The following is a 21,264-nucleotide window of genomic DNA, read 5'->3' as shown; positions in this document are numbered from 1 at the left end:
TGGGAACAGAGACGGCAGCAGCCGAAACTGCGCCCCATTCGAGACACGCATTGTCGCCATCGACCCATCACTCAGCCTTCACGCGGTCGCGGCGTATACGTCACCCGCCTGAACAGGGGGCCGGCAACCGCAGTGGCAGTGCAGTGTCCCATCCGTCTCCCTTGTAGAGGACCAGACCATGCGTCTAGATCGGCCCCGCACTTCTCTTCCCTGCCTCCGCCCGCTGGCACGCGGCCTGCTGCTTGCCGTGGCGGTAGCACCTGCAGCTGCTGTATTCGCAGGAGATCTGGACAATCAGCGTGCCGATGTCGGTCCCGGCGATCCGATCGAAGCCTGGACGTTGCGCAATGACTCACGGCTGAGGGTGCTCGGCGGTGAGACGCAACGCATCCAGGCCATGGACTCCACCCTGTACATGGCGCGCGCGGTGATCAACCAGAGCGGCGCTGATGCGCTCTCGGTCCAGTTGCTGGGCGCGTCATTGCTGGAGGCGCAAGGCACTATCTTCCGCGGCGGTATCAGCATCAGTGATTCGTCCCAAGCACATCTGGTGGACAACCATATCGTTCTAGACTCCGCCGACATTCCGGTGGGCGCAGCGAGTTCCATTGGTGTCGATCTCGACAGATCGCTGTCCGGCACAGGTAGCGGCTCGCCGCGGGCGATTCTCGATAACACCCGAATCCAAGTGGCCGAAGCCCCCGGTGCAGCCGAGTACAACAGTGGATTGGGAGTGCGCTTGCAGAGAGGGCAGGCGGACATCGTCAACGGCTCGCAGATTCTCGCGGCCAATGTCGGTGTCATGCTCTGGTCGCTGGTTCCCGGCGCCACGGCCCCCATTCGCCTCAACATCAATGACTCCAGCCTGCAGTCGCGGCGCGGCGCGGCGATACGGGTCATGCCGGGCCTGGAGGGTACTTACGAAATCAATGTGGCCAACGATTCAAAGCTGATCGGTGGCGATGGCAACCTACTGCTGGTGCAGGCCCCCACCGCCGCGAGCACCGCACGTACCAACGTCATCTTCACCGTTGATGATTCCCGGCTGGCCGGCAACGTGACCCTCGACCCAGCCACGGTCACCAATGGCACGCTGGACATCATCCTGCGCAACAAGGCGCAGATCGACGGCCGCTTCCTCAACGTCACCTCGGCCAGCATCGACAGCGACAGCACCTGGCTGATGACCGGCGACAGCAACGTCGGCCACCTGGCGCTGGGTAGCACCGGCACGGTGGCACTCGGCAATGGCAGCACGTTCAACACGCTCACCGTGGATACCTTCGACGGTGCCGGCGGTACCCTGCTGTTCAACACCCAGCTGGGTGACGACAGCTCGGCCACCGACAGGCTGATCATCAAGGGCGATGCCAACGGCCAGGCCAACGTGCGCGTGCTCAATGCCGGTGGTGCGGGCGCGAAGACCGACAAGGGCATCGAACTGATCCGCGTGGGCGGTGCGTCCAATGCACAGTTCGACCTGCAGGGCCGTGCGGTGGGCGGGCAGTACGAGTACTTCCTGTTCAAGGATGCGACCAACGGCGGCTGGTACCTGCGCTCGGAGCTGGCCGGCACGCCGGACCCGTGCGTGGTGGATCCCACACTGCCGGAGTGCACGCCGGTCGATCCGGTGGACCCGGTCGATCCGGTTGACCCCACGCCGGTGCTGCGCCCGGAAGCCGGCGCCTACCTGGCCAACCAGTTCGCGATGGACCAGCTGCTGCGCCACGGCTGGCGCGACCGCCAGGGCGGCAACACCTCCGCCGTTGACGGCGTGCGTGGCTGGGCCCGCGTGAACGGCACGCAGAGCAAACTGTCTGCCGTGGAAGACCAGCTGGACCTGCGCGTGGACCGCTCGCGCCTGCAGCTGGGTGCGGACATCGGTGTGTTCGACAGCGGCCAGGGCCGCGTGGGCGTGATGGGCACGCTGGCCAAGTCCGATGCCACTTCGCGTTCGCAGCTGACCGGCTACAGCGCACGCGGCAAGGTCAACGGCGGTGCGCTGGGCGTGTACGGTAACTGGAGCAACGATGCGCTGTATGTGGATGCCAGCGTGCAGCGCGGCCAGTTCCGCAACCGCGTGCAGGGCGAAGGCCTGGCCGAAGAGCGCTACGACTCGGACATCTGGCAGTCGTCGCTGGAAGCGGGCTACCGCTTCGGCATCGGCCAGATCGGCAGCACCGCGCTGAGCCTGCAGCCGGAACTGCAGCTGATCTACACCGACGCCAGCACCGATCGCCACGAGGAAACCAACGGCACGGTGGTGCGCAGCCTGGGCGACAGCGGCCTGTCCGGCCGCGTGGGCCTGCGCCTGCAGGGCGAAGGCCGCAGTGCCGCCGGTGCGTCGGTCAGCCCGTATGTGGTGGCCAACTGGTACCGCGACGGTGCCAGTAACGGTATGGCGTTCGATGATGAAGCGCTGAAGGCCAGCGTGCCGCGCAACCGCTACGAGTTGAATGCCGGCGCGCGTGTGGATTTCCGTTCCGGGCTGAGTGCCTGGGGTGGATTTGGTGTGATGCGTGGTGACCACGGGTATCGCGAAGCGACGGCCAATCTGAGCATGTCGTACCGCTGGTAAGGTAATTGAAAAGACGGCGCCGGATGTTTCCGGCGCCATTCTCTTTTGCCCGGCGCGACGCCTTTGTAGAGTCGAGCCATGCTCGACTGCATCGATCAGATCGCGATGAGCCGCGGGCTGGATCCGGCCTTAGTGGAGACGATCACGCATCGTCCCGGATCGGGAAATACCGTGCTATTTCATGGTCGCAGTGATAATTGCTTCGCCCACGATGTCACCCGCACTCAAGGCATCACTGGTCCGGATATAACGGGCGGACAGCCCCTGGTCAGTCCAGGTAGCCCCATCGGTGAACATCCACCGGCTTCCCATCGGCAAAGGCACACCGTTGCGCAGAATCTGCAGACCCACGCCCGTTGCACTGGTACCCGCAGCCGGTGTCAGGACGCTGCTGGTGTTGCCCATATCCAGTGCATCGTCAATGCCGACCTCGGCCACTACGCCATCCCGCGAACAGCGCACGCGCGCCGGAAGGGGTTCTTCCCCGGCCGTATCGCCCGGGCGCTGCAGTTCCGGTTGCCGGGCCGGATCCAATATCACCCCTGCGCCATCCGCGCGCACCCGGCATGAATCGACAGCTGGATTCACTTCGACGCTTCCGCTGTTGGAAACCACGGCAGACGGATCGTTCAGCAATGAGGTCTCCACCACACCGAGGGCCTGGGTTTCCTTGATGATGGTACCGCCGCGCGCCACCAGCCCCACTCGAAGTGTCACCGCGAACTCGCCAGTAGGCCCTGCCAGGATTCCCTGTTGTGACGTCTTGTCGATCCTGAGCGGGAAGCGCCAGATTCCCAAGCCGGAGCCGGAGTAAACCTGAATTCCAAGAATCACCAAGGACGATGTTGCATTCCAGCCATAGGCGGGATAGGTGAGTCCATCGATGACCACGTCCCTCACATAGGTAAGGCCCGGCATCATCGGCTTTATCTGCAGCTGGAGTGGCTCCCCCGGCTTGCAGTTCCTGAAACGGGTTGCTCCACCTGGCCAGGGACCATGCAGAACCGTACCCGCTGACGCCTCGTTTTCAGTATTCACCACCAGATCCGTAGAGGAACTCGCCGTCTGCACGGCGCAGGTAGACTGCGCGGCGACACCGCCGGCGACGCAGAGCGTCAGCCCTACTGCCCAGCCCAGCCCGGTGCAGCGCTTGACCATGGCACTCACTGGTAGTCCGCCGTCACCACGATCTCGGTGGATACTTCTCCCGCGTTCGGCGTTTCGCCGGTGGGCAGGAAGTAGGCCGCCCGAAGGTCGTATCGCGCGGTGGCGCCAGTCACCGGCACATCGATGCCGGTGTCACCATCCTTCAGATAGGTGCTGCCGGTGGTACCGGACAGCAGCGAGATCGACACGCCTTCGGCCGCATCGCTCGCAGCGGTGTTCTTCCAGCGCGTAGCATCGCCGTCGGCAGCGGTACCGGCGAAGGACAGCACGGCCTTGCTTACGCCAACGCAGCCCGCGAATTGCAGCGCCCCGGCCTTGATCTGCGCATCGGCGCCGGGCGTCAGGTCGCTGGCCTTCACCGGGTCCAGGGTGATCGGCGCTGCGGTGAGCGTGCAGGTGCCGGGCAGCACCTTGCCGCTGATGGTAAGGGTGGCAGTGTCGGCCAGAGCCAGCGGCGCGGCGGCCACCAGTGCGGTGCACAGGGTGATGCGGTTGAACAGGGTCATGGAAGAACTCCTTGGGTTATAAGAATGAAATCAGGACATCAGAACGAGGTGGCTTCGACCGCATCCAAGACGGCCTGCAGCCCTGTGCTCGGGGCCGGCAACGGCATGCACACCGCTTGGCTCCACGACAGCCCATAGGCATCGGGTGCATCCGGGGTCGTGTACTCCAAGCGGCAGCGATGCGGGCCGTCCGGGTCGACAATCAGCTGGCCCTGTTCGGGCGCGCCGCGCAGCTGGATCACGCCGCCCTGGCCCACCGCTCCCCAGCCGCGTCCGGCGTCATCTTCGATGCGCGCCGCAAACGGCAGCGGCTGGCCCAAGGCATCGGTGGCGTCAATGAACAATGTGCGTTCGCGCTTGGCATTGAACGCAACCCGCACGATGCTGCCCGCCGTCGGCGCAATGCGCTGCGAGGTCTGCAGCAGTTCCACATCCATCGGCAGGCCCGACGGGTCCAGTTCGATCTGGTTCCAGCGGTAGGGGCTGACGTGCGGCAGCAGCGCATAGCCGTTACGACCGATGCGCGCGTCGCTGCCGTAGCCGATGCGGGCGCCCCGCGCGCCATCGGCCTGTACCAGCACGAAGCCATCGCCCACTGGCGCACCGAAGTTGATGCCACCGCGATGCAGCGCCACGCTCCCGGCAGCGCTGGCATTGAAGGCGTTGTAATCACCCGAGCGGCTGTAGGCAGCGGTTATCGTGCCATGCCCACCACGATAGGACGCGTAGGCGTCGGCGCTGCCCGCCCCCTCACGGGTCTCGCTGGTAGACAGGCTGTAACTCAGCTGCTGATCAGTGCCCAGCGTTCCGTTCAGACCCAGCTGGCCCAGTTCACCACGAGCCGAATGGGCCAACTGCGTGCTCAAACGCGGCGCGCGCGGGGCTGAGCCCAACGGAATGCTGAGGGTTGCCGCATAGCGGCTGTCCTGACGGCCATCGCCCAGCTGCAGACGCATGGCAGACAGGCTCAGATTGGCGCGGCCAATGCTGGTCTGGAAGCGCAATTGCAGATCGTTGTGCTGCTGCGCGCTGTCCCAATAGCGCACCTGACCGCCATTGAGCGAGAGCGTGCTGCGCTCGCCGATGCGCTGCGAGAAATTCACCTGAAAGCGCTGGCGCGCACGGCCACTGACGCCCCAATCATCGTTGTACGCCTGCGCGAAATCATTCAGCGAGAGATAGCCGCGCGTGCTGTAACGCAGCGCTGCCAAGCCGAAGTTGGTACCCGTTGCGGTGATATAGCGCTGGTAGTTCAGCCGGAAGCTGTTGCCGGTTACCTGTTCGTCATTGGCCAGGCGTGCGCGCGAATGGGTAACGTCGGCGCCGAACGCACCAAGCGGCGTATTGATTGCTCCGCCGAACAGCGCGGACTGGAAGCCTTCGGCAATCTGCACCCCGCCCAGCGCGGTGAAATGGTTGCTGATGCCACGTGCGTAGGTGCCTTCTGCAAAGCGCAGTGCTTCATACACACCGCGTGCGTCGCGAAGTTCGCCTGCGGTTGCGCTGAAACGGCTGGCGCCGGGGCGCAGCGCCTGCGGCACTGCGGAGAAGCTGACAGTGAACTGCTGCTGGCGGCCATCGGTTTCGATGACGGTGACGTCCAGGTCGCCACCGAAGTTGGTCGGGTAGAGGTCTTCGATGGAGAACGGCCCCGGCGCCACGCTTACTTCGTGGATGACGTAGCCATTCTGGCGGATGCTGACCACCGCGTTGGTTTCGGCGACGCCTTGCACCACCGGCGCGAAGCCGCGCAGCGAGTCCGACAGCATGCGCTCATCGCTGGCCACCCGCACACCGGCAAATGACAGCGACTCGAATAGTTCGCCACCGGTCGTACCCTGCCCAAACAGCAGCTGGGCATTCCATGCCGGAAGATCGCGCTGCAGCGTGCTGCTGATCACATCGTGACGCGAGCCATGGCTGCCCTGGCTGAAGGACGAACGATGACGCAGCCGCCACGCGCCCAGGTTCACGCCCGTGTTCAGCCCCAGGTAGGTCGCCTGCTGGTCCTGGTTGCGGTTGTGGTTGATGTTGTAATCGAAGAAGGCGGCCGTGACGCCATGGTCGCGCTGTGCAGGTGCCACGTAGCCGCGCGCATCGCGCGCCTGTGCTGCCTGCGGCACGTTCACCAGAAGCTGCAGGTTGCCTTCGTCGAACTCGACGGTGGCACCGACGATCAGGCTGGGAAGCGCGACGCAGCTTTCATCCTCCTGGTCCAGCTCGGCCAGGAACATTTCCTTCAGCTGCAACTGGCGTACCAGCCCGGCGGGCAGGCACGGGGTCGCACCCAGAGGCGCCGGTGCCGCCACGAAGGTGATGTCGCGCTTGTCGTGGAACCGGCCATTGACCACCACGTCCAAGGGATACACGCCAGGCTCCGTGGGATTGCCCAGCGCATAGCGCTGCATGTCGATGGCCCGGCCACCCATCAGGAAGCCTTCACTGAACTGCAGGGACTCATCACCCTGCGCATGGGCATGACCGGCAATGGCCAGTGCCACCGCGACGGAAATCGCCAGGCCCAGCACATGAACGGCAGGACGGCGTGATGTCCAACGAGGAAAGGGACAGTTGTTCATGGCTGGCGTCATTCGATGAGGTCGCGGGCGACATCGCTCGTGGTCGATGGGGGCCGCAGCGTAGGCAGCACTCCCCTGCCCTCCAATTGAATTTGTTGCAAAGCGAAGACACCTGGCGTAGCCACGCGTTCAACGCAAGCGTCCGCCAACACGCTTGCAACTAATTGGATGTTGGCCCGGTGCCGGCCCGGGAAAACTGTGCGCATCCGCTGGCGCATTCACTGCGGATTCCCTGATTCCCAACCAAGGAAAACTCCATGTCGAACCGACTGAACCTGATCGCTGCTGGTGCGCTTGCGCTGGCCCTGTCCCCCACGGCCTTCGCCGAGACCCTGGAGATCACCGGCGAGCTGATGACCAGCACCTGCTCGGTGGATGCTAGCGGCGGCACCATCACCGTGCCGATGGGCAAGGTGGATGTAGCGTCGGTCAATGCGTCGGAGCGTGCCGGCATGAAGAACTTCAGCATCCTGCTCGACTGCACTGGCGCTGGTGCCGCCCAGGATGTCGGCGTGCGCTTTGGCGGCACGCCCGACGGCAGCACCGCCAACCTGGCGCTGACGGCTGCGTCTACGGCTACAAACGTGGGCGTTGCGCTGTATGACGCTTCAGGCAACCACCAGAAGCTGGGCGATGACCCGCTGCAGTGGGTGAACATTCCTGCCGCCGGCAAGGGCCAACTGGACTACAGCGCCTGGTATTCCTCGCCGGGCAAGAACGCCACGGCCGGCACGGCCAACGCCTCGGGCGATTTCGTGGTGCTTTACAAGTAACCCGCGCCTGTGTGCGCCGCCTCGCGGTTGGGGTGGCGTACGCTATCGGAGGATGAGTTGATGAAGATCCGAGCAACGACGTGGATGACCGCACTGTTGGCTGGCGTCGTGGCGCTGCCGGTGTCGGCAGCGGTCACGCTGCAGGGCACGCGTATCGTGCATGACGCGGCGCAGGGCCGCGATGTAACGGTGAAGGCGACGAACGCAGGCAACCAGGTGGCCATGGTGCAGGTCTGGATTGACGATGGTGACAGCCGTGCGCGTCCTGAAAACGTGCGCACGCCATTCCGCCTGACGCCGGCCGACCCTCGCCTGCTGCAGGCCCACCAGGGGCAGGCGTACCGCATTACTTACGCGCCGCGCCCGTCGGAGACACCGCTGCCGACGGATCGTGAATCGCTGTTCTACTTCAACCTGCTGGACATTCCGCCCAAACCCACCGATGCCGCCAGCAAGAACCTGCTGCAGTTCGCGGTGCGTACCCGGGTGAAACTGTTCCATCGCCCGGCCGGCCTGCCCGGCAAGCCGCGCGATGCTGCCGGGCAACTGCAATGGCGTGCGCGGGCCGGCGCCCTGCAGGTAAGTAACCCCAGCGCCTACCACGTGACCCTGAGCACGTTGACACTGCCCGACGGCCGGACGGTGGAAGCAGAGATGATCGCACCGGGCGCGCAGGTACGTCTGCCGCTTCCGAGTGGTGCGGCGATGCCCACGTCGGTGACGTTCCAGTGGCTGGACGACTACGGCACGCCGCGTGATGCCGAGGCGAAGATCTCCCCTTGAGCGCAGCCTGACGCGCGAGCCGTCTTCTGTAGAGCCGAGCCCATGCTCGGCTGCTTTGCGGCCAGATCGGGCTGAACCCCGTGCATTGCGCTATGAGCCGAGCATGGGCTCGGCTCTACACGCTTTGTCGTAATTGACGCGCTCCCGTGCGAGCGGAACATTTGCAACGCTTTCGAACTTTCCAACAATTCTCATTGGCAGCACTGGCCCTTCATGCAAATCATGTAGCGCCACCGACAACGGGTGGCACGGGCTTCCAATCCCGTTTGGTAAATGTTGTTTACGCTTGCCTGCCGGCGTCGCCCTTTCCTTGTTGGGTGGCGTCGGCAGGCAATCTGTCCGTGCATCTATGGCGGACGGTGCGTGGGGGCCTCGTGCCCGCCGGCGTTTGACAACGTTAGCCACCGGTATTGGAACCATGCACCGTCCGCCACCCTCGTTGTTAAGCGGGGTGGCTCCTTCGTCACATGCACAAGGAAGCCGCCATGACTGCCACACACTACCCGTTCCTGTTCGCCACCCTCGGCGAGGCCGCCAACGTGCTTCCCGAAGCCGTCGCGCGCGCGTTGGAGACCACGCTGAGCGCCACGCACGGCAACACTGTGCCGGCCAGCACCTCGTTATTGGCGTGCCTGCAGCGCATCCGCCAAGTGGATGCCGCCGACGGCCAGCCCTGGCCAGAGAAGGGCCGCACATCCGGACAGCGCATGGCCATGGCCCGCGCCAACCGCGCCAATGCCGGGCTGACGTTGCTATTGGAACTGCTGCACGCGACCGAACGCGTGCGCGTGGATGGCGATGAAGATCAGCAGGTGGGTGACGACGTGCGCGAAGGGCTGCTGCTGGCCTGCCGCGGGTTGGCCGAGTATGTGGATGTGCAGTTGCACGCGACTTGAGCAGCGCGCGTTCTGAACTGCGGAAGAGCGCTCAGTTCCGTATTGCACGGTTCGCGATTACAACAAATCTGATGGCCGACCTATCGCGCTGGCGCGGATAGTTCGCACTTCTTCTCAGGGAGTGTACCGATGCACAAGATGATGGTTCCGCTGAAGCGCTATACGCAGTTCAGTGGACGCGCCAGCCGCAGCGAGTACTGGTGGTTCCAGTTGTTCATGATGATGTTCACCATTCCGTTGAACGTGCTGGGCTTCATCGCCGGGTACACCAACTCCACATCGCTGGCGCTGGTTTCGTCCGGGCTGATGTTGGTGGTTTGGCTGGCGCTGGCGCTGCCACTGATCGCGGTGACCATTCGCCGGCTGCACGATACCGATCGTTCGGGCTGGTGGTTGTTGCTTGGGCTCGTGCCGATTGCCGGCCTGGCCGTGCTGGTGTTCATGCTGCTGCCCAGCACGCCGGGCGACAACCGGTTTGGTAAGCCCGTTCCGCACGTTTAAGGGGGGCGCCGGGCAATGCCCTGCGTTCCCGTTCGCCACGGCCCCGCCTTGTTAGGTGTCGACCTTGGTCGATACGGAGAAACGCCAACCAAGGTTGGCATCTACCACAGCAGCGCGGTAGCGCCGGGCCATGCCCGGCGTCTTCGCTCAGGCGAAGTGCTGGTAACCGCCGTCGGCGGCTTCGCCATCCACGTGCACGCCCTGCCCTTCGGCAATGCGGCCGATGCGGGTGAGCGGCACGTCCAGCGATTCGGCCAGGTAGTGCAGGGCGTCGCGCTGATCGGCGGCGGCGGTGAAACACAGCTCGTAGTCATCGCCACCGCGCAATGCGCAATCACGCGCACCGTCGCGGCCGAGCAGATCGCGCAGCGCGTGCGAGATCGGCAGCGAATCGGCATCGACGTGTGCGGCCAGGTTGCTGCGCGTGGCGATGTGGCCCAGATCGGCCAGCAGGCCATCGGAGACATCCACCGCTGCATGCGCGAAGGCACGCAGGCGCAGGCCGAGGGTGACTCGCGGCGTCGGCCGCAGCAGGCGCAGGCGCAGGCGTTCGTAGTCGGCCAGCAGGGTCGCGGTGGCCACGTTCAGCGCACCCTGCTGCCACAGGCGCAGCGCGCCGGCGGCATCACCCAGCGTGCCGCTCACCCATATGTCATCGCCCACCTGTGCGCGGTCGCGGCGCAGCGCCTGGCCACGCCCGACCTGGCCCATCGCAGTCACCGACAGCGACAGCGGACCGCGCGTGGTGTCGCCGCCGATCAGCGCGATGTCGTGCTGGTCGGCCAGGGCAAAGAAGCCATCGGCGAAGGCCTCGATCCAGTCTTCAGACGCTTCCGGCAGCGACAACGCCAGCGTGCACCACGCCGGCCGCGCGCCCATCGCGGCCAGGTCCGACAGGTTGACCGCCAGGGTCTTCCAGCCGATGTCGAAGGCCGGGGTTTCCACCGGGAAGTGCACGCCGCTGTTGAGCGTGTCGGCGGTGACCACCAGTTGTTCGTTGGCGCGCGGCTGCAGCAGCGCGGCGTCGTCACCGATGCCGAGCAGGATGTCGTCGCGCTCGAGGGTACGGGCGCGGATGCGTTCGATGAGGGCGAATTCGGCCAGGGACATGGGGCGTTCTACTTTCATGTAGAGCCGAGCCATGCTCGGCTGCAGTTCGATCACGCGCCGCACTGCCGGACGCAACCGTGCGCTGCACGGTGAGCCGAGCATGGCTCGGCTCTACAGGAATCGGGTCAGTGACCCGATTCGACCTTGCGCCATTCCACGGCGGCACGATCCAGCACGCCGTTGACGTAGGTGTGGCCATGTTCGGAACCGAAACGCTTGGCCGATTCGATGGCTTCGTTGATCACCACGCGGTACGGCACGTCCAGGCGGTAGCGCAGCTCGTAGGCGGCCAGGCGCAGCACGGCGCGTTCGATCGCGTCCACTTCTTCGATGCCACGGTCCAAGTACGGGCCGAGCGCTTCGTCGATGTCGCGACGGTTGTCGAGCACCCCGTGCAGCAGCGCCTCGAAGTAGGCCAGGTCGGCAATTTCGCGGGCCTGCTCGTGGGCGAACTGGGCGATCAGCGACTGTGCGTTGCCGCCGGAGATCTGCCAGGCGTAGATGGCCTGCACGGCACGACGGCGGGCGCGCGAGCGCAGCACCGGATCGACGCCATCGCGACGGACGGGTTTACCGGAGGGCTTGCCCTGGGTGTTCTTGTTCATGGCAGCTGCTCCAGAAGATTGACCATTTCCAATGCGGCGAGTGCGACTTCCTCGCCCTTGTTGCCGTGGCTGCCGCCTGCGCGGGCCTCGGCGTCTTCAACGCGTTCCACCGCCAGCACGCCGTTCAGCACCGGCACGCCGAAATCCAGCTGCACGCGCATCAGGCCCTCGGCGCAGCGGTCGGCCACGTGTTCGTAATGACGGGTATCGCCACGGATCACGCAACCCAGGGTGAGGATGGCGGCGTGTTCGTGGGCGGCGGCCAGGCGCGCGGCCACCAGCGGCAGCTCCCAGGCACCCGGCACGCGGATCACGTCGATGTTGGCTTCGGTGATGCCGTTGCCGGCCAGGCTCTGGCGGGCGCCAGCGACCAGCGTGTCGGTGATGCGGGCATTCCAGCGGCTGGCCAGGATGGCGAAGCGCGCCGATTCGGGAGTGCGAAGATCGCCTTCGAAGTGGCTCATATGCGGCTTGGGGACTCGATAAGGGGGTAATTCTAGCGTGGATGGGCCCCGGCCGTGGCTGGCGGAGGCCCAGGGCTGTGCCGACCGACGGTCGGCACCCACCCGAGGTAGGGCATGGTCGGCACCCACCGGTAGTGCCGGCCGCTGGCCGGCAATCCCAGGGAATGCGGTTGCCGGCCAGCGGCCGGCACTACCCATTACAGAGTGACCGTCTCCACCACTTCCAGGCCGTACCCGGCCAGGCCGATCTGGCGGCGCGGGGTGCCCAGCACGCGCAGCTTGCCCAGGCCCAGGTCGGACAGGATCTGTGCGCCGGCACCGTTGCGGCGCCACTGGCCCACATCCTTGTCCTTGCCCGGCACCACCGGTGCCGGCTGCTGGCGCAGGCGGGCCAGCAGGGCTTCGCCGTCGCGTGGGGCCGACAGCACCACCATCACGCCCGCGCCTTCGGCATCGATCGCACGCAGGGCATCGGTGGCCGCCACGCCGAAGTCGTCACGGCGCCAGTGCAGCAGGTCGGCCAGCGGGTTTTCCACCTGCACACGTACCAGGGTCGGGGTGTCCGCGTCCGGGGTGCCGCGGACCAGAGCGAAATGCAGGTCGTGGGCGATGCGGTCGCGGTAGGTCACCAGCTTGAACGGGCCGAATTCGGTGTCGATCTCGCGCTCGTCGACACGTTCAACGGTCTTTTCGGTGGCCAGGCGGTAGGCGATCAGGTCGGCGATGGAGCCCATCTTCAGGCCGTGCTCGCGGGCGAACACTTCCAGCTCCGGGCGGCGCGCCATGCTGCCATCCGGGTTCAGGATCTCCACCAGCACGCCAGCCGGCTCCAGCCCGGCCAGCATGGCCAGGTCAACGCCGGCTTCGGTGTGGCCGGCGCGGGTCAGCACGCCGCCCGGCTGGGCGATCAGCGGGAAGATGTGGCCCGGCTGGTGCAGGTCCGACGGCTTGGCGTTGGGCTTCACCGCGGTGCGGATGGTGTGCGCGCGGTCATGCGCCGAAATGCCGGTGGTGACGCCCTCGGCAGCCTCGATGCTGACCGTGAAGTTGGTCTGGAACTGGGCGGTATTGGCCTGCACCATCGGCGCCAGGCCGAGGTCGGCGGCGCGGGTGCGGGTCAGCGGCAGGCATACCAGGCCACGGCCGTGGGTGACCATGAAGTTGATGTCACTTGCCTTGACCAGCTCGGCGGCCATGATCAGGTCGCCTTCGTTCTCGCGGTCTTCGTCATCGACGATGACCACCATGCGGCCCTGGCGGATGTCTTCCAGGATTTCCGGGATTGGGGCGAAATTCATGCGACGTCTCCCTGGGGGTGCTGACCGTTGGTCGGCACGCTGATCAGCCGCTCCACGTAACGGGCGACCAGATCGATTTCCAGATTGACCGCGTTGCCCACGCCGGTGGCGGAGAAGGCGGTGTTGGCTACCGTGTGGGGGATCAGGGCGACTTCAAAACCCTCATCGTCCACTTCGTTGACGGTGAGGCTGACGCCGTCCACGCAGATCGAGCCCTTCCTGGCGATGTAGCGGCGCAGCGAGGCCGGCGCGGCGAAACGCCAACGCTGGGCACGCGCGTCTTCGTGGATGGACAGGACCTGGCCAAGGCCGTCGACGTGGCCGCTGACCAGATGGCCGCCGAGGCGGTCGGTCGGCCGCATGGCGCGCTCCAGGTTGATGACCGCCCCTTCGCCCAGCTGGCCCAGCGTGGTCAGGCCCAGGGTTTCGGTGGAGGCATCGGCCTGGAAGCTGCTGGCGTCGAATGCGATGACGGTGAGGCAGACGCCGTTGATGGCAATGCTCTCGCCCATCTGCACGTTGTCGAACGGCAGGTTTCCGACATTGAAGGTGAAGCGGACATCGCCGCCGATGGATTCGCGTGCGGCCAGACGGCCGACGCCTTCGATGATTCCAGTAAACAAGAAACGTTCTCCGCGAAAAGTGAGCGAAAAACGCCGCAAGGCAAACAGGCGGGCGCAGGGCCGCGAAGGCCCTGTGGCACCGTCTTCTTTCATCCGGACTATGACCGTCGGCTCCGGCATTGGACCGGATCTGCTGACCCCCGGCCGTGGGCCGGAGCGCTCGCGGGCTCGTGCTTGCGCACCTACCGCCGGTGGGGAGTTGCACCCCGCCCTGAAGACGTTTGTGTACCGGCGAACCGGCGTGGCCAGTGTACCAGCCCGGGCTGAACGGGGCTGGATGCCACAGCTGTGACGGCCGTCGCTCGCAATTTGTAAAACTTTCATTAAAATTCGCAGCGGACGACATGAGGTCGCCCACGGGTAGCCGAGAGGGCTGGCCCGCCAATGGACTGAAATTCACAGGAATTCCCATGCGCAAGATGCTGATCGTGGCCGCCCTGCTGGCCGCCGCCCCGCTCTCGGCTTCGGCCGACGCCCTGAGCTACACCTACGTCGAAGGCGGTTGGACGCAGGTCAAGGTTGACGACAACGCACTGGACGACCCCAAGGTCGACGGCGGCTACCTGCGTGGTTCCGTGGCGATCGCCGAACAGGTCTACGTGTTCGGTGGCTGGTCGCGCACCAGCAAGACCAATCACTACGGCAATGATTCGCTGAAGCTGGAACTGAACCAGCCGGAGCTCGGCATCGGCTACCACATGCCGTGGACCGACCGCCTGGACTTCACCGCCGATGCCGCATGGGTGCGCCAGAACGCCGAAGCCACCGTCCGCTACGACGGCCTGCGTTTCAGCCAGAAGGATCACACCAACCTGGGCCGCGTCACCCTGGGTATCCGTGGCAAGCCGTCGCGCATGACCGAAGGTTGGGTCAAGGCCGGTTACATGGACGGCGGCAACAACTTCAAGGGCACCTGGGTCGGCACCGTCGGCGGCCAGATCAACTTCACCAGGACCTGGGGTCTGGTGGGCGAGATCTCCGGCTACCGCGACGTCACCCAGTACTCGGCCGGCGTCCGCGCCAGCTTCTGATCCAACGATCGCTCCTCGTCGTGCGATCGAACGGGCCCCGCAAGGGGCCCGTTTTTTTGGCCGGGGTACACCGCCATGTGACCTCTGGCCGCCATCGAAAGTAGTGCTGGATGCGCTAGGCTTGCGCGCCTCTGGAACAGGAAAACACCGTCATGAAGACCCCCACCCGTACCCTTCTGGCCAGCGTGCTGCTGTGCGCCCCGCTGATTGCCAGCGCGGCACCGGCCCAACTGACGCCCGAGCAGGCCTTCGACCTGTATGCACGCGTGCTGCTGGAGGACGACGCGGCCGCCACGCGCACGCTCAACGACGCACTGAAGCCGGCGTTCGAGGGCCAGGATGCCGTGACCCCCAACCCGGGTGCGCTGGCCAAGGCCTTGGCCGAACCCTGGCAGACGGTACTGGCCAGCACCGGCGCCAAGGTCGACGCTGCGGCCACCGAAGCGCTGTATGCCAAGGCGCTGCGTGATTCGAAGTGCCGCGCGACCAAGAGCGTGATCGAAGACAACGAGTACGTTGAAGACCAGAAACTGGCGCGGATCACCTACAACTGCCAGCTGCCCGACCTGGGCAAGGTCCGCCCGCTGTTTGCCGCCAGCCTCGCGTCTGACGCCAGCCCGGCCGCGCGCAAGCAGTTCACCGATGCCTATACCCAGGCACTGCTGAGTGGCATGCGCGTGCCGGTCAACGGCACCTTCACCCTGTACCCGGCCAAGGACAACGGCTACTGGTACAGCGGTAATTTTGACGATCTGGTGGGAACCGTAGCCGGTGCGCTGGCGCCGTTCGAGGACTGGATGCAGGATGCACAGGCCGCCAGCGCGCCGAAAGTAACCGGCGTACCGGGCTGCGACCTGCTGCTGCAGCAGCACCGCGCCTGCGTAGCGAAGATCGCGCCGGACCAGATCAGCGGCGTGGATGCGATGGCCGAGGAACTGAAGGCCAAGGCGCAGGTGCAATCGGCCGAGGAGATGACGCAGGAGTGCAAGGCGCTGCGCCCGATCGCCGAAATGATGTGGACCGACGAATGCGCGTAAGCGCGAGCTAGAGCCGGGTCCACGCTCGGCTCATCGTTACCTGCGGCAACGGCGAGCGCACTTTCAGAACCGTTGCATGGCCTTGCGCGGCCCGCATGGTCAATGCTGTTGCCCTCTTCCACCGGGGCAACCGCATGAAACATCGTACGACGTCGACTACCGTCATGCTGCTGGCGCTGATGGTGAGTGGGCAGGCCGAAGCGTACAGGCCCAAGACCTTCATCATCCGCCCATCGGTTGCCTTCGAGTCGAACCAGCTACGTGACAGGGACATCGATGCACAGCTGAGCGAGAACGACGACTGCCGCGCGTTCCTGCAGTACCACGATCGATGTGCACCGACGGTCCTGCCGGACGAGTACGACGACGGCATCAGCCGCCGCAGACTACGGTCGAAGTCGACAGAGCTGGCGGGGGAAGCGCTCAGTGCCTACTGCCGCGACCTGCACGTGCTGTGGAAGCAGCAGTGGAAAGAACAGTGCCCCGCCTACGAAGACGAGGACGAGGACGAGGGCACCTGACGACGCCGGAGATACCGCCATTCCCTCACGGCCGCAGCAGCAGCCTGATGTCCTCGCCGACCTGGCGCTGGTCAACCACCCGCAGGCGCCGCTGCTGGTCCATGGCATCGATGCCGAGGCCGGTCAGCAACGGGCGTCCGCCGTCGCCCAGCAGTGTGGGGGCCTGGTACAGCAGCAGCTCGTCCACCCAGCCGCCGCGCAGCAAGGCACCGGCCAGCGTCGCGCCGGCTTCGGTATGCACTTCGTTGATGCCGCGCTCGGCCAGCAGGGCCAGCACCGCGCCCAGATCCAACCGTCCCTCTGCGCTGGGCACGCTGGCGAATTCGGCGTCGGCCGCATCCGGCGCGCTCACCGCCGCATCGTGCAGGTACAGCGTCGGGGCCCCGCCTTCGCGCACGCGGCTGCATTCGAGCGAACGCAGGCGCGAATCGAGCACCACGCGCAGCGGTGGCATCACCTCGGTATCGGCCAGGCGCACGGTCAGCATCGGGTCGTCGGCAATCACGGTGTCGGCGCCGGTCAGGATTGCACCCGCACGTGCGCGCCAGTGCTGCACGTCTTCGCGCGCGGCCGGCCCGGTAATCCACTTGGAGCTGCCATCGGCCATCGCGGTGCGGCCATCGAGGCTGGCGGCCAGCTTCACCCGCAGCCATGGGCGATTGCGCTCCACGCGCGACAGGTAACCCTTGTTGAGCTCGCGCGCCTGTGCCGCCATCAGCCCTTCGGCGACGTCGATGCCGGCGTTGCGCAGCAGATCGAAGCCACCGCCATCGACCTTGGGGAACGGATCGCGCATCGCCGCGACCACTCGCGACACGCCCGCTTCGATCAGTGCCAGCGCACACGGCGGCGTGCGCCCGTAGTGGGCGCAGGGCTCCAGGGTGACGTAGGCGGTGGCGCCACGGGCGTCGCTGCCGGCCTCGCGCAGCGCGAACACTTCCGCATGCGGGCCACCGGCGCGCTGGTGCCAGCCCTGCCCGACCACGCGTTCGCCATGGGCGATCACGCAGCCGACCATCGGATTGGGACGGGTGGTGTAGGCGGCACGCTCGGCCAAGCGAAGTGCGTTGGCCATGTGCAGGTGGTCGAGGACGGAGAACGGGGTGGTCATGCGGCCATGGTAACGCCGCCGGTGTGGATCCATGCCGTCAGTGCCAACCAACGGTTGGCACCCACCAGTGAATGCGGCCACCGGTGCCCACCAAGGTTGGCACCCCCAAGGCAGAGGCAGTCAGCCTTTCTTTTTCTTGGTCAGGGCAATCACATCGCCCAGCAGCTGCAGCTGTTCGGTACTGGCCGGAAGCTCGCGCTCGAGCTTCTCGATCTCCTCGCGGAAATCGGCCACGTCCTCGAAGCTGCGGTACACCGAAGCGAAGCGCACGTAGCCCACGTGGTCGAGCTTGCGCAGTTCGTTCATGACGAACTCGCCAACCTTGATCGAGGGCACTTCGCGCTCGCCGCTGATACGCAGCTGGTGCACCACCGCACGTACCGCTGCTTCGATCTTTTCTTCGGGCACCGCGCGCTTCTGCAGCGCGCGATCGAACCCCGCGCGGACCTTGCGCTGGTCGAACGCTTCACGGGTGCCATCGCTCTTGACGATGGCCGGCAGCTTCAGCTCGACCGTTTCCAGGGTGCTGAAGCGCTCGCCGCAGGCTTCGCATTCCCGCCGACGGCGAATCGTCGCGCCGTCTTCAGAGACGCGCGAGTCGATGACCCGGGTATCGGCATGTTGGCAGAAGGGGCAATGCATGGAACGCCTGGCTCAGGGAGCAATTGCCACGGTCATGGCAGCGTCGCAAAGGTACCTGAGAAAGGGCGCCGCAGCAAATGCTGCCTTGCGCGGAGGCGCCTGCATTCTGGCTACCCAGCGTGTCCGGCGAGTTCGGATGCCCGGCTCAACCGGGTCCGGGTGGCGGCGATGCCATGCGTGCCCAGCGCAGCCACGCCAAGTGCCCGGACATCACCAGTAGCGGCGGGCCAAACCCGAGGAAGCCCAATGTCGAGATCTCGCCATTGCTGATCGTGGAGTACAGCGTGGCGACGACCACGCCCGACGCGGCCAAGCCACCCAACGCCAGGCCGACCCAGGCCATGACCGGTGATTGGCGAAGGCCGGCAACACCGCGCCACAGGAACAGCCCGCTCAGCCACAGCCACGACAGCAGGCCGATGATGCCGGCCGACGACCACAGCAGCAACAGCGTGTACTCGTCGCCCGTCAGGTACTTGCCGTCCCATACGGCCATCAGCCCCAGCACGGCACCCGTGCCGCCTGCCGCCACGGTGGGCAGGCCCACCAGCAGGCCGGCGATCGCCATCCAGCGCTTGTGCAGGCGCTCATCCATGCGTTCGATGTCCTTCCATGGGCCACGTCATGCCCGGCGCTTGATCCACACCAGCATCGCAGCCGGCACCAGCATCGACGGGCCCAACAGCAGCAGGGCGATGCCTTCGGCGTGGACGGTGCTGCTCCACCACAGCGCCAGCCCCAGCGGGGGCACGGCGGCAAGACCGCCGGCCAGCAGCATCCACCACCAGAGGCGATGCACCTGCAGCCCGGCACGCCCCTGCAGCAGATACCCGGCGCTGAGCCACAACCAAGCCAGGCAGCCGGCAATGCCGGCCAGGCCCCACAGCGGCATCACGGTCACCGCAGCCAGCGTGCCATGGCCGAACTGGCCCAGCCCCGTCAGCAGCAGCATCAGTGCCGCAACGCCGCCGGCCACCAGGCTGGGCAGGCCGAACAGCACGGCCAGGGTGGCGTACAGGTACTTGAGGCGGCGCTCATCCATGCGCGATCGCTGCAATGCCGGGGTCAGAGCCCTGCCCTGCGGGAAGGGATCCGACCCCTGTTTCGATCAGCCGTAGACCGGGTACTTGCGGCACTGCGCGCTGACGGCGTCGCGCACGCGGGCAATGACAGCGTCGTCGTTCGGTGCATCGAGCACGTCGGCAATCCAGTTGGCCAGGTCCACGCAGTCCTGTTCGACGTAACCACGGGTGGTCACCGCCGGGGTACCCAGGCGCAGGCCCGAGGTCACGAACGGCGAACGCGGGTCGTTCGGCACCGAGTTCTTGTTGACGGTGATGTGGGCCTTGCCCAGCGCGGCTTCCGCGTCCTTGCCGGACACGTCCTTGCCGATCATGTCCACCAGCATGAGGTGGTTCTGGGTGCCGCCGGAGACGATCTTGTAGCCGCGCGCGATGAGCGTGTTGGCCATCGCCTGGGCGTTCTTCACCACCTGCTGCTGGTAGGTCCTGAAGGCCGGTTCCAGCGCTTCCTTGAAGGCCACGGCCTTGCCGGCGATGACGTGCATGAGCGGACCGCCCTGGATGCCCGGGAACACGATCGACTGCAGCTTCTTCACCAGGTCTTCGTCGGCGCCCTTGGCGATGATGATGCCGCCACGCGGGCCGCGCAGGGTCTTGTGGGTGGTGGAGGTCACCACGTGGGCGTGTTCCAGCGGGCTCGGGTAGACGCCAGCGGCGACCAGGCCGGCCACGTGGGCCATGTCGACGAACAGGTAGGCACCGACCTTGTCGGCGATGGCGCGGAAGCGCGCCCAGTCGATCACCTGCGAATAGGCCGAGAAGCCGGCAACGACCATCTTCGGCTTGTGCTCCAGGGCCAGGCGCTCGACTTCGTCGTAATCGATCAGGCCCTGGTCGTTCACACCGTACTGCACGGCGTTGAACAGCTTGCCCGAGGCATTCACCTTGGCACCGTGGGTGAGGTGGCCGCCGTGGGCCAGGCTCATGCCGAGGATGGTGTCACCCGGCTGCAGCAGGGCGAAGTACACGGCCTGGTTGGCCTGCGAGCCGCTGTGCGGCTGCACGTTGGCGTAGTCGGCACCAAACAGCTGCTTGAGGCGGTCGATCGCCAGCTGCTCGGCAATGTCCACGTATTCGCAGCCGCCGTAGTAGCGCTTGCCCGGGTAGCCTTCGGCGTACTTGTTGGTCAGCTGGCTGCCCTGGGCTTCCATCACCGCCGGGCTGGTGTAGTTCTCGCTGGCGATCAGCTCGACGTGGTCTTCCTGGCGCTGGGTTTCAGCGGCAATGGCCTTGGCCAGTTCGGGATCGTAGGATTCGATGCGGACGTCACGCGGGAACATCGGGTACTCCAGCAGGCAGGGAAAGGGGTACGGCTCAGCCCCTGATTGTAGCCCCGCACCGGCCCGCCGGGGCCGAAAAGGACGGGGCCGGCACTTCCGAAGGAATCCGGCCCCGTGCATGCCAGTGGATCCACGCCATGCGTGGACGTGGCCGCCGGCTCAGCGGCTGTTGATGATGTAGTCGGCGATGATGCCGGTTGCCACCGCCACCAGCAGCATGTTGCCGCGGTCATCGCGGATCCAGTGGTGCCCATGCGGCGGGCGGCGCAGGTGGTAGCGCGGGTAGTCGTTCACCACGTAGATCGGGCCACGGTAGTAGTCGCGGTAGCGGTGGCCGACCTTCCAGCCGTAGCCCGGGCCATAGGCCGGTCGATAGACCACGCGCGGCGGCGGTGCCGGGCGGTAGTAGCGGTCATGGTCGCGGTGCCAGTCGCGGCGGTCGCGTTCCCAGTCGCGCCGGGCCTCGCGGCGGTCGCGTTCCCAGTCACGGCGGTCCTGTCGCCACTCGCGGCGGTCCTCGCGCCACTCGCGGCGGTCGTGGCCGCGGCGGTGGTCGTTGTCGGCGAAGGCGGGAGCCACGGCACCGAGCGCCAGCACAGAGGCCACGGCGCTGGCCATTACTCGATTGATGCGCATGTCAGACCTCTGTTTGGGTGGTGGTGAGCCCATATTGCGCA

General features: G+C 66.0%; 22 protein-coding genes and 1 riboswitch. Of the genes, 8 read left to right on the top strand and 14 right to left on the bottom strand.

Translation table 11 applies throughout. The features are described from left to right. The first annotated feature begins 397 nt into the window (after positions 1–397). Positions 398–2,578, top strand: a complete 2,181-nt coding sequence (locus AC5P65_RS04430) for an autotransporter outer membrane beta-barrel domain-containing protein (RefSeq protein ID WP_258014303.1) — start codon at positions 398–400, stop codon at positions 2,576–2,578. Between the two features lie 174 nt (positions 2,579–2,752). On the opposite strand, the gene AC5P65_RS04425 is transcribed toward AC5P65_RS04430, so the two are convergent. Genes AC5P65_RS04425 through AC5P65_RS04415 form a run of 3 tightly spaced genes read right to left on the bottom strand, consistent with a single transcriptional unit; the run spans position 2,753 to position 6,830 of the window. Next, positions 2,753–3,736 carry a hypothetical protein gene (locus AC5P65_RS04425; protein WP_146256780.1) on the bottom strand — a complete coding sequence of 328 codons (984 nt, stop codon included), beginning with the start codon at positions 3,734–3,736 and terminating at the stop codon, positions 2,753–2,755. A 5-nt stretch (positions 3,737–3,741) separates the two neighbouring features. Continuing rightward, positions 3,742–4,251 carry a fimbrial protein gene (locus AC5P65_RS04420; protein WP_021204588.1) on the bottom strand — a complete coding sequence of 170 codons (510 nt, stop codon included), beginning with the start codon at positions 4,249–4,251 and terminating at the stop codon, positions 3,742–3,744. A 38-nt stretch (positions 4,252–4,289) separates the two neighbouring features. Beyond that, on the bottom strand, positions 4,290–6,830 hold the full coding sequence (locus tag AC5P65_RS04415; protein WP_111097820.1) for a fimbria/pilus outer membrane usher protein: 2,541 nt from the start codon (positions 6,828–6,830) through the stop codon (positions 4,290–4,292). Between the two features lie 257 nt (positions 6,831–7,087). On the opposite strand from AC5P65_RS04415, the gene AC5P65_RS04410 reads away from it, so the two are divergent. From AC5P65_RS04410 to AC5P65_RS04395, 4 genes are all read left to right on the top strand, one after another. Next, on the top strand, positions 7,088–7,603 hold the full coding sequence (locus tag AC5P65_RS04410) for a fimbrial protein (protein WP_495215446.1): 516 nt from the start codon (positions 7,088–7,090) through the stop codon (positions 7,601–7,603). Between the two features lie 60 nt (positions 7,604–7,663). Next, positions 7,664–8,386 (top strand): fimbrial biogenesis chaperone, encoded by a 723-nt coding sequence (locus tag AC5P65_RS04405; RefSeq protein ID WP_031270831.1) that lies wholly within the window; start codon positions 7,664–7,666, stop codon positions 8,384–8,386. A 485-nt stretch (positions 8,387–8,871) separates the two neighbouring features. Beyond that, positions 8,872–9,282: a hypothetical protein gene (locus tag AC5P65_RS04400; RefSeq protein WP_021204584.1), complete on the top strand. Its 411-nt coding sequence runs from the start codon at positions 8,872–8,874 to the stop codon at positions 9,280–9,282. Between the two features lie 129 nt (positions 9,283–9,411). Then, positions 9,412–9,783: a DUF805 domain-containing protein gene (locus AC5P65_RS04395; protein ID WP_021204583.1), complete on the top strand. Its 372-nt coding sequence runs from the start codon at positions 9,412–9,414 to the stop codon at positions 9,781–9,783. Between the two features lie 147 nt (positions 9,784–9,930). Here AC5P65_RS04395 and thiL read toward each other — a convergent pair whose 3' ends face one another. The 5 genes from thiL to AC5P65_RS04370 all read right to left on the bottom strand — a co-directional run bounded on the left by thiL (position 9,931) and on the right by AC5P65_RS04370 (position 13,883). Next, positions 9,931–10,893, bottom strand: coding sequence for a thiamine-phosphate kinase (thiL, locus tag AC5P65_RS04390; RefSeq protein ID WP_111097819.1), 963 nt, complete (start codon positions 10,891–10,893; stop codon positions 9,931–9,933). 125 nt (positions 10,894–11,018) lie between these two features. Further along, the gene (gene nusB / locus AC5P65_RS04385; RefSeq protein ID WP_005408062.1) at positions 11,019–11,498 is read right to left on the bottom strand and encodes a transcription antitermination factor NusB; all 480 of its coding nucleotides are present in this window, start codon (positions 11,496–11,498) and stop codon (positions 11,019–11,021) included. Further along, positions 11,495–11,962, bottom strand: a complete 468-nt coding sequence (ribH, locus tag AC5P65_RS04380; RefSeq protein WP_005408061.1) for a 6,7-dimethyl-8-ribityllumazine synthase — start codon at positions 11,960–11,962, stop codon at positions 11,495–11,497. Before ribH ends, nusB begins: the two co-directional genes overlap by 4 nt. Before the next feature lie 197 nt (positions 11,963–12,159). Continuing rightward, entirely contained in the window at positions 12,160–13,260 is a 1,101-nt protein-coding gene (gene ribB, locus AC5P65_RS04375; RefSeq protein ID WP_021204342.1) for a 3,4-dihydroxy-2-butanone-4-phosphate synthase, read from the bottom strand. Further along, the gene (locus AC5P65_RS04370) at positions 13,257–13,883 is read right to left on the bottom strand and encodes a riboflavin synthase (RefSeq protein WP_021204341.1); all 627 of its coding nucleotides are present in this window, start codon (positions 13,881–13,883) and stop codon (positions 13,257–13,259) included. The genes ribB and AC5P65_RS04370 overlap by 4 nt, the downstream gene beginning before the upstream one ends. A 77-nt stretch (positions 13,884–13,960) precedes the next feature. Next, positions 13,961–14,106: riboswitch (FMN riboswitch) on the bottom strand. Positions 14,107–14,293: 187 nt separating this feature from the next. Here AC5P65_RS04370 and AC5P65_RS04365 point away from each other — a divergent pair. The 3 genes from AC5P65_RS04365 to AC5P65_RS04355 all read left to right on the top strand — a co-directional run bounded on the left by AC5P65_RS04365 (position 14,294) and on the right by AC5P65_RS04355 (position 16,472). Further along, positions 14,294–14,914, top strand: a complete 621-nt coding sequence (locus AC5P65_RS04365; protein ID WP_021204340.1) for an outer membrane beta-barrel protein — start codon at positions 14,294–14,296, stop codon at positions 14,912–14,914. 152 nt (positions 14,915–15,066) lie between these two features. Beyond that, positions 15,067–15,951, top strand: coding sequence for a hypothetical protein (locus AC5P65_RS04360; protein ID WP_021204339.1), 885 nt, complete (start codon positions 15,067–15,069; stop codon positions 15,949–15,951). A 134-nt stretch (positions 15,952–16,085) separates the two neighbouring features. Beyond that, a complete protein-coding gene (locus AC5P65_RS04355; RefSeq protein WP_242015222.1) occupies positions 16,086–16,472 on the top strand; it encodes a hypothetical protein in 387 nt (128 codons plus the stop codon). A gap of 25 nt (positions 16,473–16,497) precedes the next feature. Here AC5P65_RS04355 and ribD read toward each other — a convergent pair whose 3' ends face one another. The 6 genes from ribD to AC5P65_RS04325 form a co-directional block, all read right to left on the bottom strand. Continuing rightward, positions 16,498–17,583, bottom strand: coding sequence for a bifunctional diaminohydroxyphosphoribosylaminopyrimidine deaminase/5-amino-6-(5-phosphoribosylamino)uracil reductase RibD (ribD, locus tag AC5P65_RS04350; RefSeq protein ID WP_111098848.1), 1,086 nt, complete (start codon positions 17,581–17,583; stop codon positions 16,498–16,500). Positions 17,584–17,703: 120 nt separating this feature from the next. Then, positions 17,704–18,225: a transcriptional regulator NrdR gene (gene nrdR, locus AC5P65_RS04345; protein WP_019661036.1), complete on the bottom strand. Its 522-nt coding sequence runs from the start codon at positions 18,223–18,225 to the stop codon at positions 17,704–17,706. Positions 18,226–18,370: 145 nt separating this feature from the next. After that, the gene (locus AC5P65_RS04340) at positions 18,371–18,820 is read right to left on the bottom strand and encodes a hypothetical protein (RefSeq protein ID WP_111098849.1); all 450 of its coding nucleotides are present in this window, start codon (positions 18,818–18,820) and stop codon (positions 18,371–18,373) included. A gap of 27 nt (positions 18,821–18,847) precedes the next feature. Next, positions 18,848–19,267, bottom strand: a complete 420-nt coding sequence (locus tag AC5P65_RS04335; RefSeq protein WP_111098850.1) for a hypothetical protein — start codon at positions 19,265–19,267, stop codon at positions 18,848–18,850. Positions 19,268–19,333: 66 nt separating this feature from the next. Beyond that, positions 19,334–20,587: a serine hydroxymethyltransferase gene (gene glyA, locus AC5P65_RS04330; protein ID WP_019661033.1), complete on the bottom strand. Its 1,254-nt coding sequence runs from the start codon at positions 20,585–20,587 to the stop codon at positions 19,334–19,336. Positions 20,588–20,746: 159 nt separating this feature from the next. Then, entirely contained in the window at positions 20,747–21,223 is a 477-nt protein-coding gene (locus AC5P65_RS04325) for an RcnB family protein (RefSeq protein WP_019661032.1), read from the bottom strand. Between the last annotated feature and the right edge of the window lie 41 nt (positions 21,224–21,264).

The sequence above is a fragment of the Stenotrophomonas sp. YJH_SMC_48-3 genome (genome assembly GCF_059369375.1).
Note: the sequence above shows the minus strand (reverse complement) of the source record. Positions and strands in the feature narration are given on the sequence as shown.

Coding starts and splice junctions, on each gene's coding strand:
- nusB (WP_005408062.1), bottom strand. CDS start 11,498: ATGAACAAGAACACCCAGGGCAAGCCCTCCGGTAAACCCGTCCGTCGC.
- AC5P65_RS04415 (WP_111097820.1), bottom strand. CDS start 6,830: ATGAACAACTGTCCCTTTCCTCGTTGGACATCACGCCGTCCTGCCGTT.
- AC5P65_RS04395 (WP_021204583.1), top strand. CDS start 9,412: ATGCACAAGATGATGGTTCCGCTGAAGCGCTATACGCAGTTCAGTGGA.
- AC5P65_RS04335 (WP_111098850.1), bottom strand. CDS start 19,267: ATGGATGAGCGCCGCCTCAAGTACCTGTACGCCACCCTGGCCGTGCTG.
- AC5P65_RS04365 (WP_021204340.1), top strand. CDS start 14,294: ATGCGCAAGATGCTGATCGTGGCCGCCCTGCTGGCCGCCGCCCCGCTC.
- AC5P65_RS04325 (WP_019661032.1), bottom strand. CDS start 21,223: ATGCGCATCAATCGAGTAATGGCCAGCGCCGTGGCCTCTGTGCTGGCG.
- ribH (WP_005408061.1), bottom strand. CDS start 11,962: ATGAGCCACTTCGAAGGCGATCTTCGCACTCCCGAATCGGCGCGCTTC.
- AC5P65_RS04400 (WP_021204584.1), top strand. CDS start 8,872: ATGACTGCCACACACTACCCGTTCCTGTTCGCCACCCTCGGCGAGGCC.
- AC5P65_RS04355 (WP_242015222.1), top strand. CDS start 16,086: ATGAAACATCGTACGACGTCGACTACCGTCATGCTGCTGGCGCTGATG.
- AC5P65_RS04405 (WP_031270831.1), top strand. CDS start 7,664: ATGAAGATCCGAGCAACGACGTGGATGACCGCACTGTTGGCTGGCGTC.
- AC5P65_RS04340 (WP_111098849.1), bottom strand. CDS start 18,820: ATGGATGAGCGCCTGCACAAGCGCTGGATGGCGATCGCCGGCCTGCTG.
- ribD (WP_111098848.1), bottom strand. CDS start 17,583: ATGACCACCCCGTTCTCCGTCCTCGACCACCTGCACATGGCCAACGCA.
- ribB (WP_021204342.1), bottom strand. CDS start 13,260: ATGAATTTCGCCCCAATCCCGGAAATCCTGGAAGACATCCGCCAGGGC.
- AC5P65_RS04430 (WP_258014303.1), top strand. CDS start 398: ATGGACTCCACCCTGTACATGGCGCGCGCGGTGATCAACCAGAGCGGC.
- AC5P65_RS04360 (WP_021204339.1), top strand. CDS start 15,067: ATGAAGACCCCCACCCGTACCCTTCTGGCCAGCGTGCTGCTGTGCGCC.
- AC5P65_RS04425 (WP_146256780.1), bottom strand. CDS start 3,736: ATGGTCAAGCGCTGCACCGGGCTGGGCTGGGCAGTAGGGCTGACGCTC.
- AC5P65_RS04420 (WP_021204588.1), bottom strand. CDS start 4,251: ATGACCCTGTTCAACCGCATCACCCTGTGCACCGCACTGGTGGCCGCC.
- AC5P65_RS04410 (WP_495215446.1), top strand. CDS start 7,088: ATGTCGAACCGACTGAACCTGATCGCTGCTGGTGCGCTTGCGCTGGCC.
- thiL (WP_111097819.1), bottom strand. CDS start 10,893: ATGTCCCTGGCCGAATTCGCCCTCATCGAACGCATCCGCGCCCGTACC.
- glyA (WP_019661033.1), bottom strand. CDS start 20,587: ATGTTCCCGCGTGACGTCCGCATCGAATCCTACGATCCCGAACTGGCC.
- nrdR (WP_019661036.1), bottom strand. CDS start 18,225: ATGCATTGCCCCTTCTGCCAACATGCCGATACCCGGGTCATCGACTCG.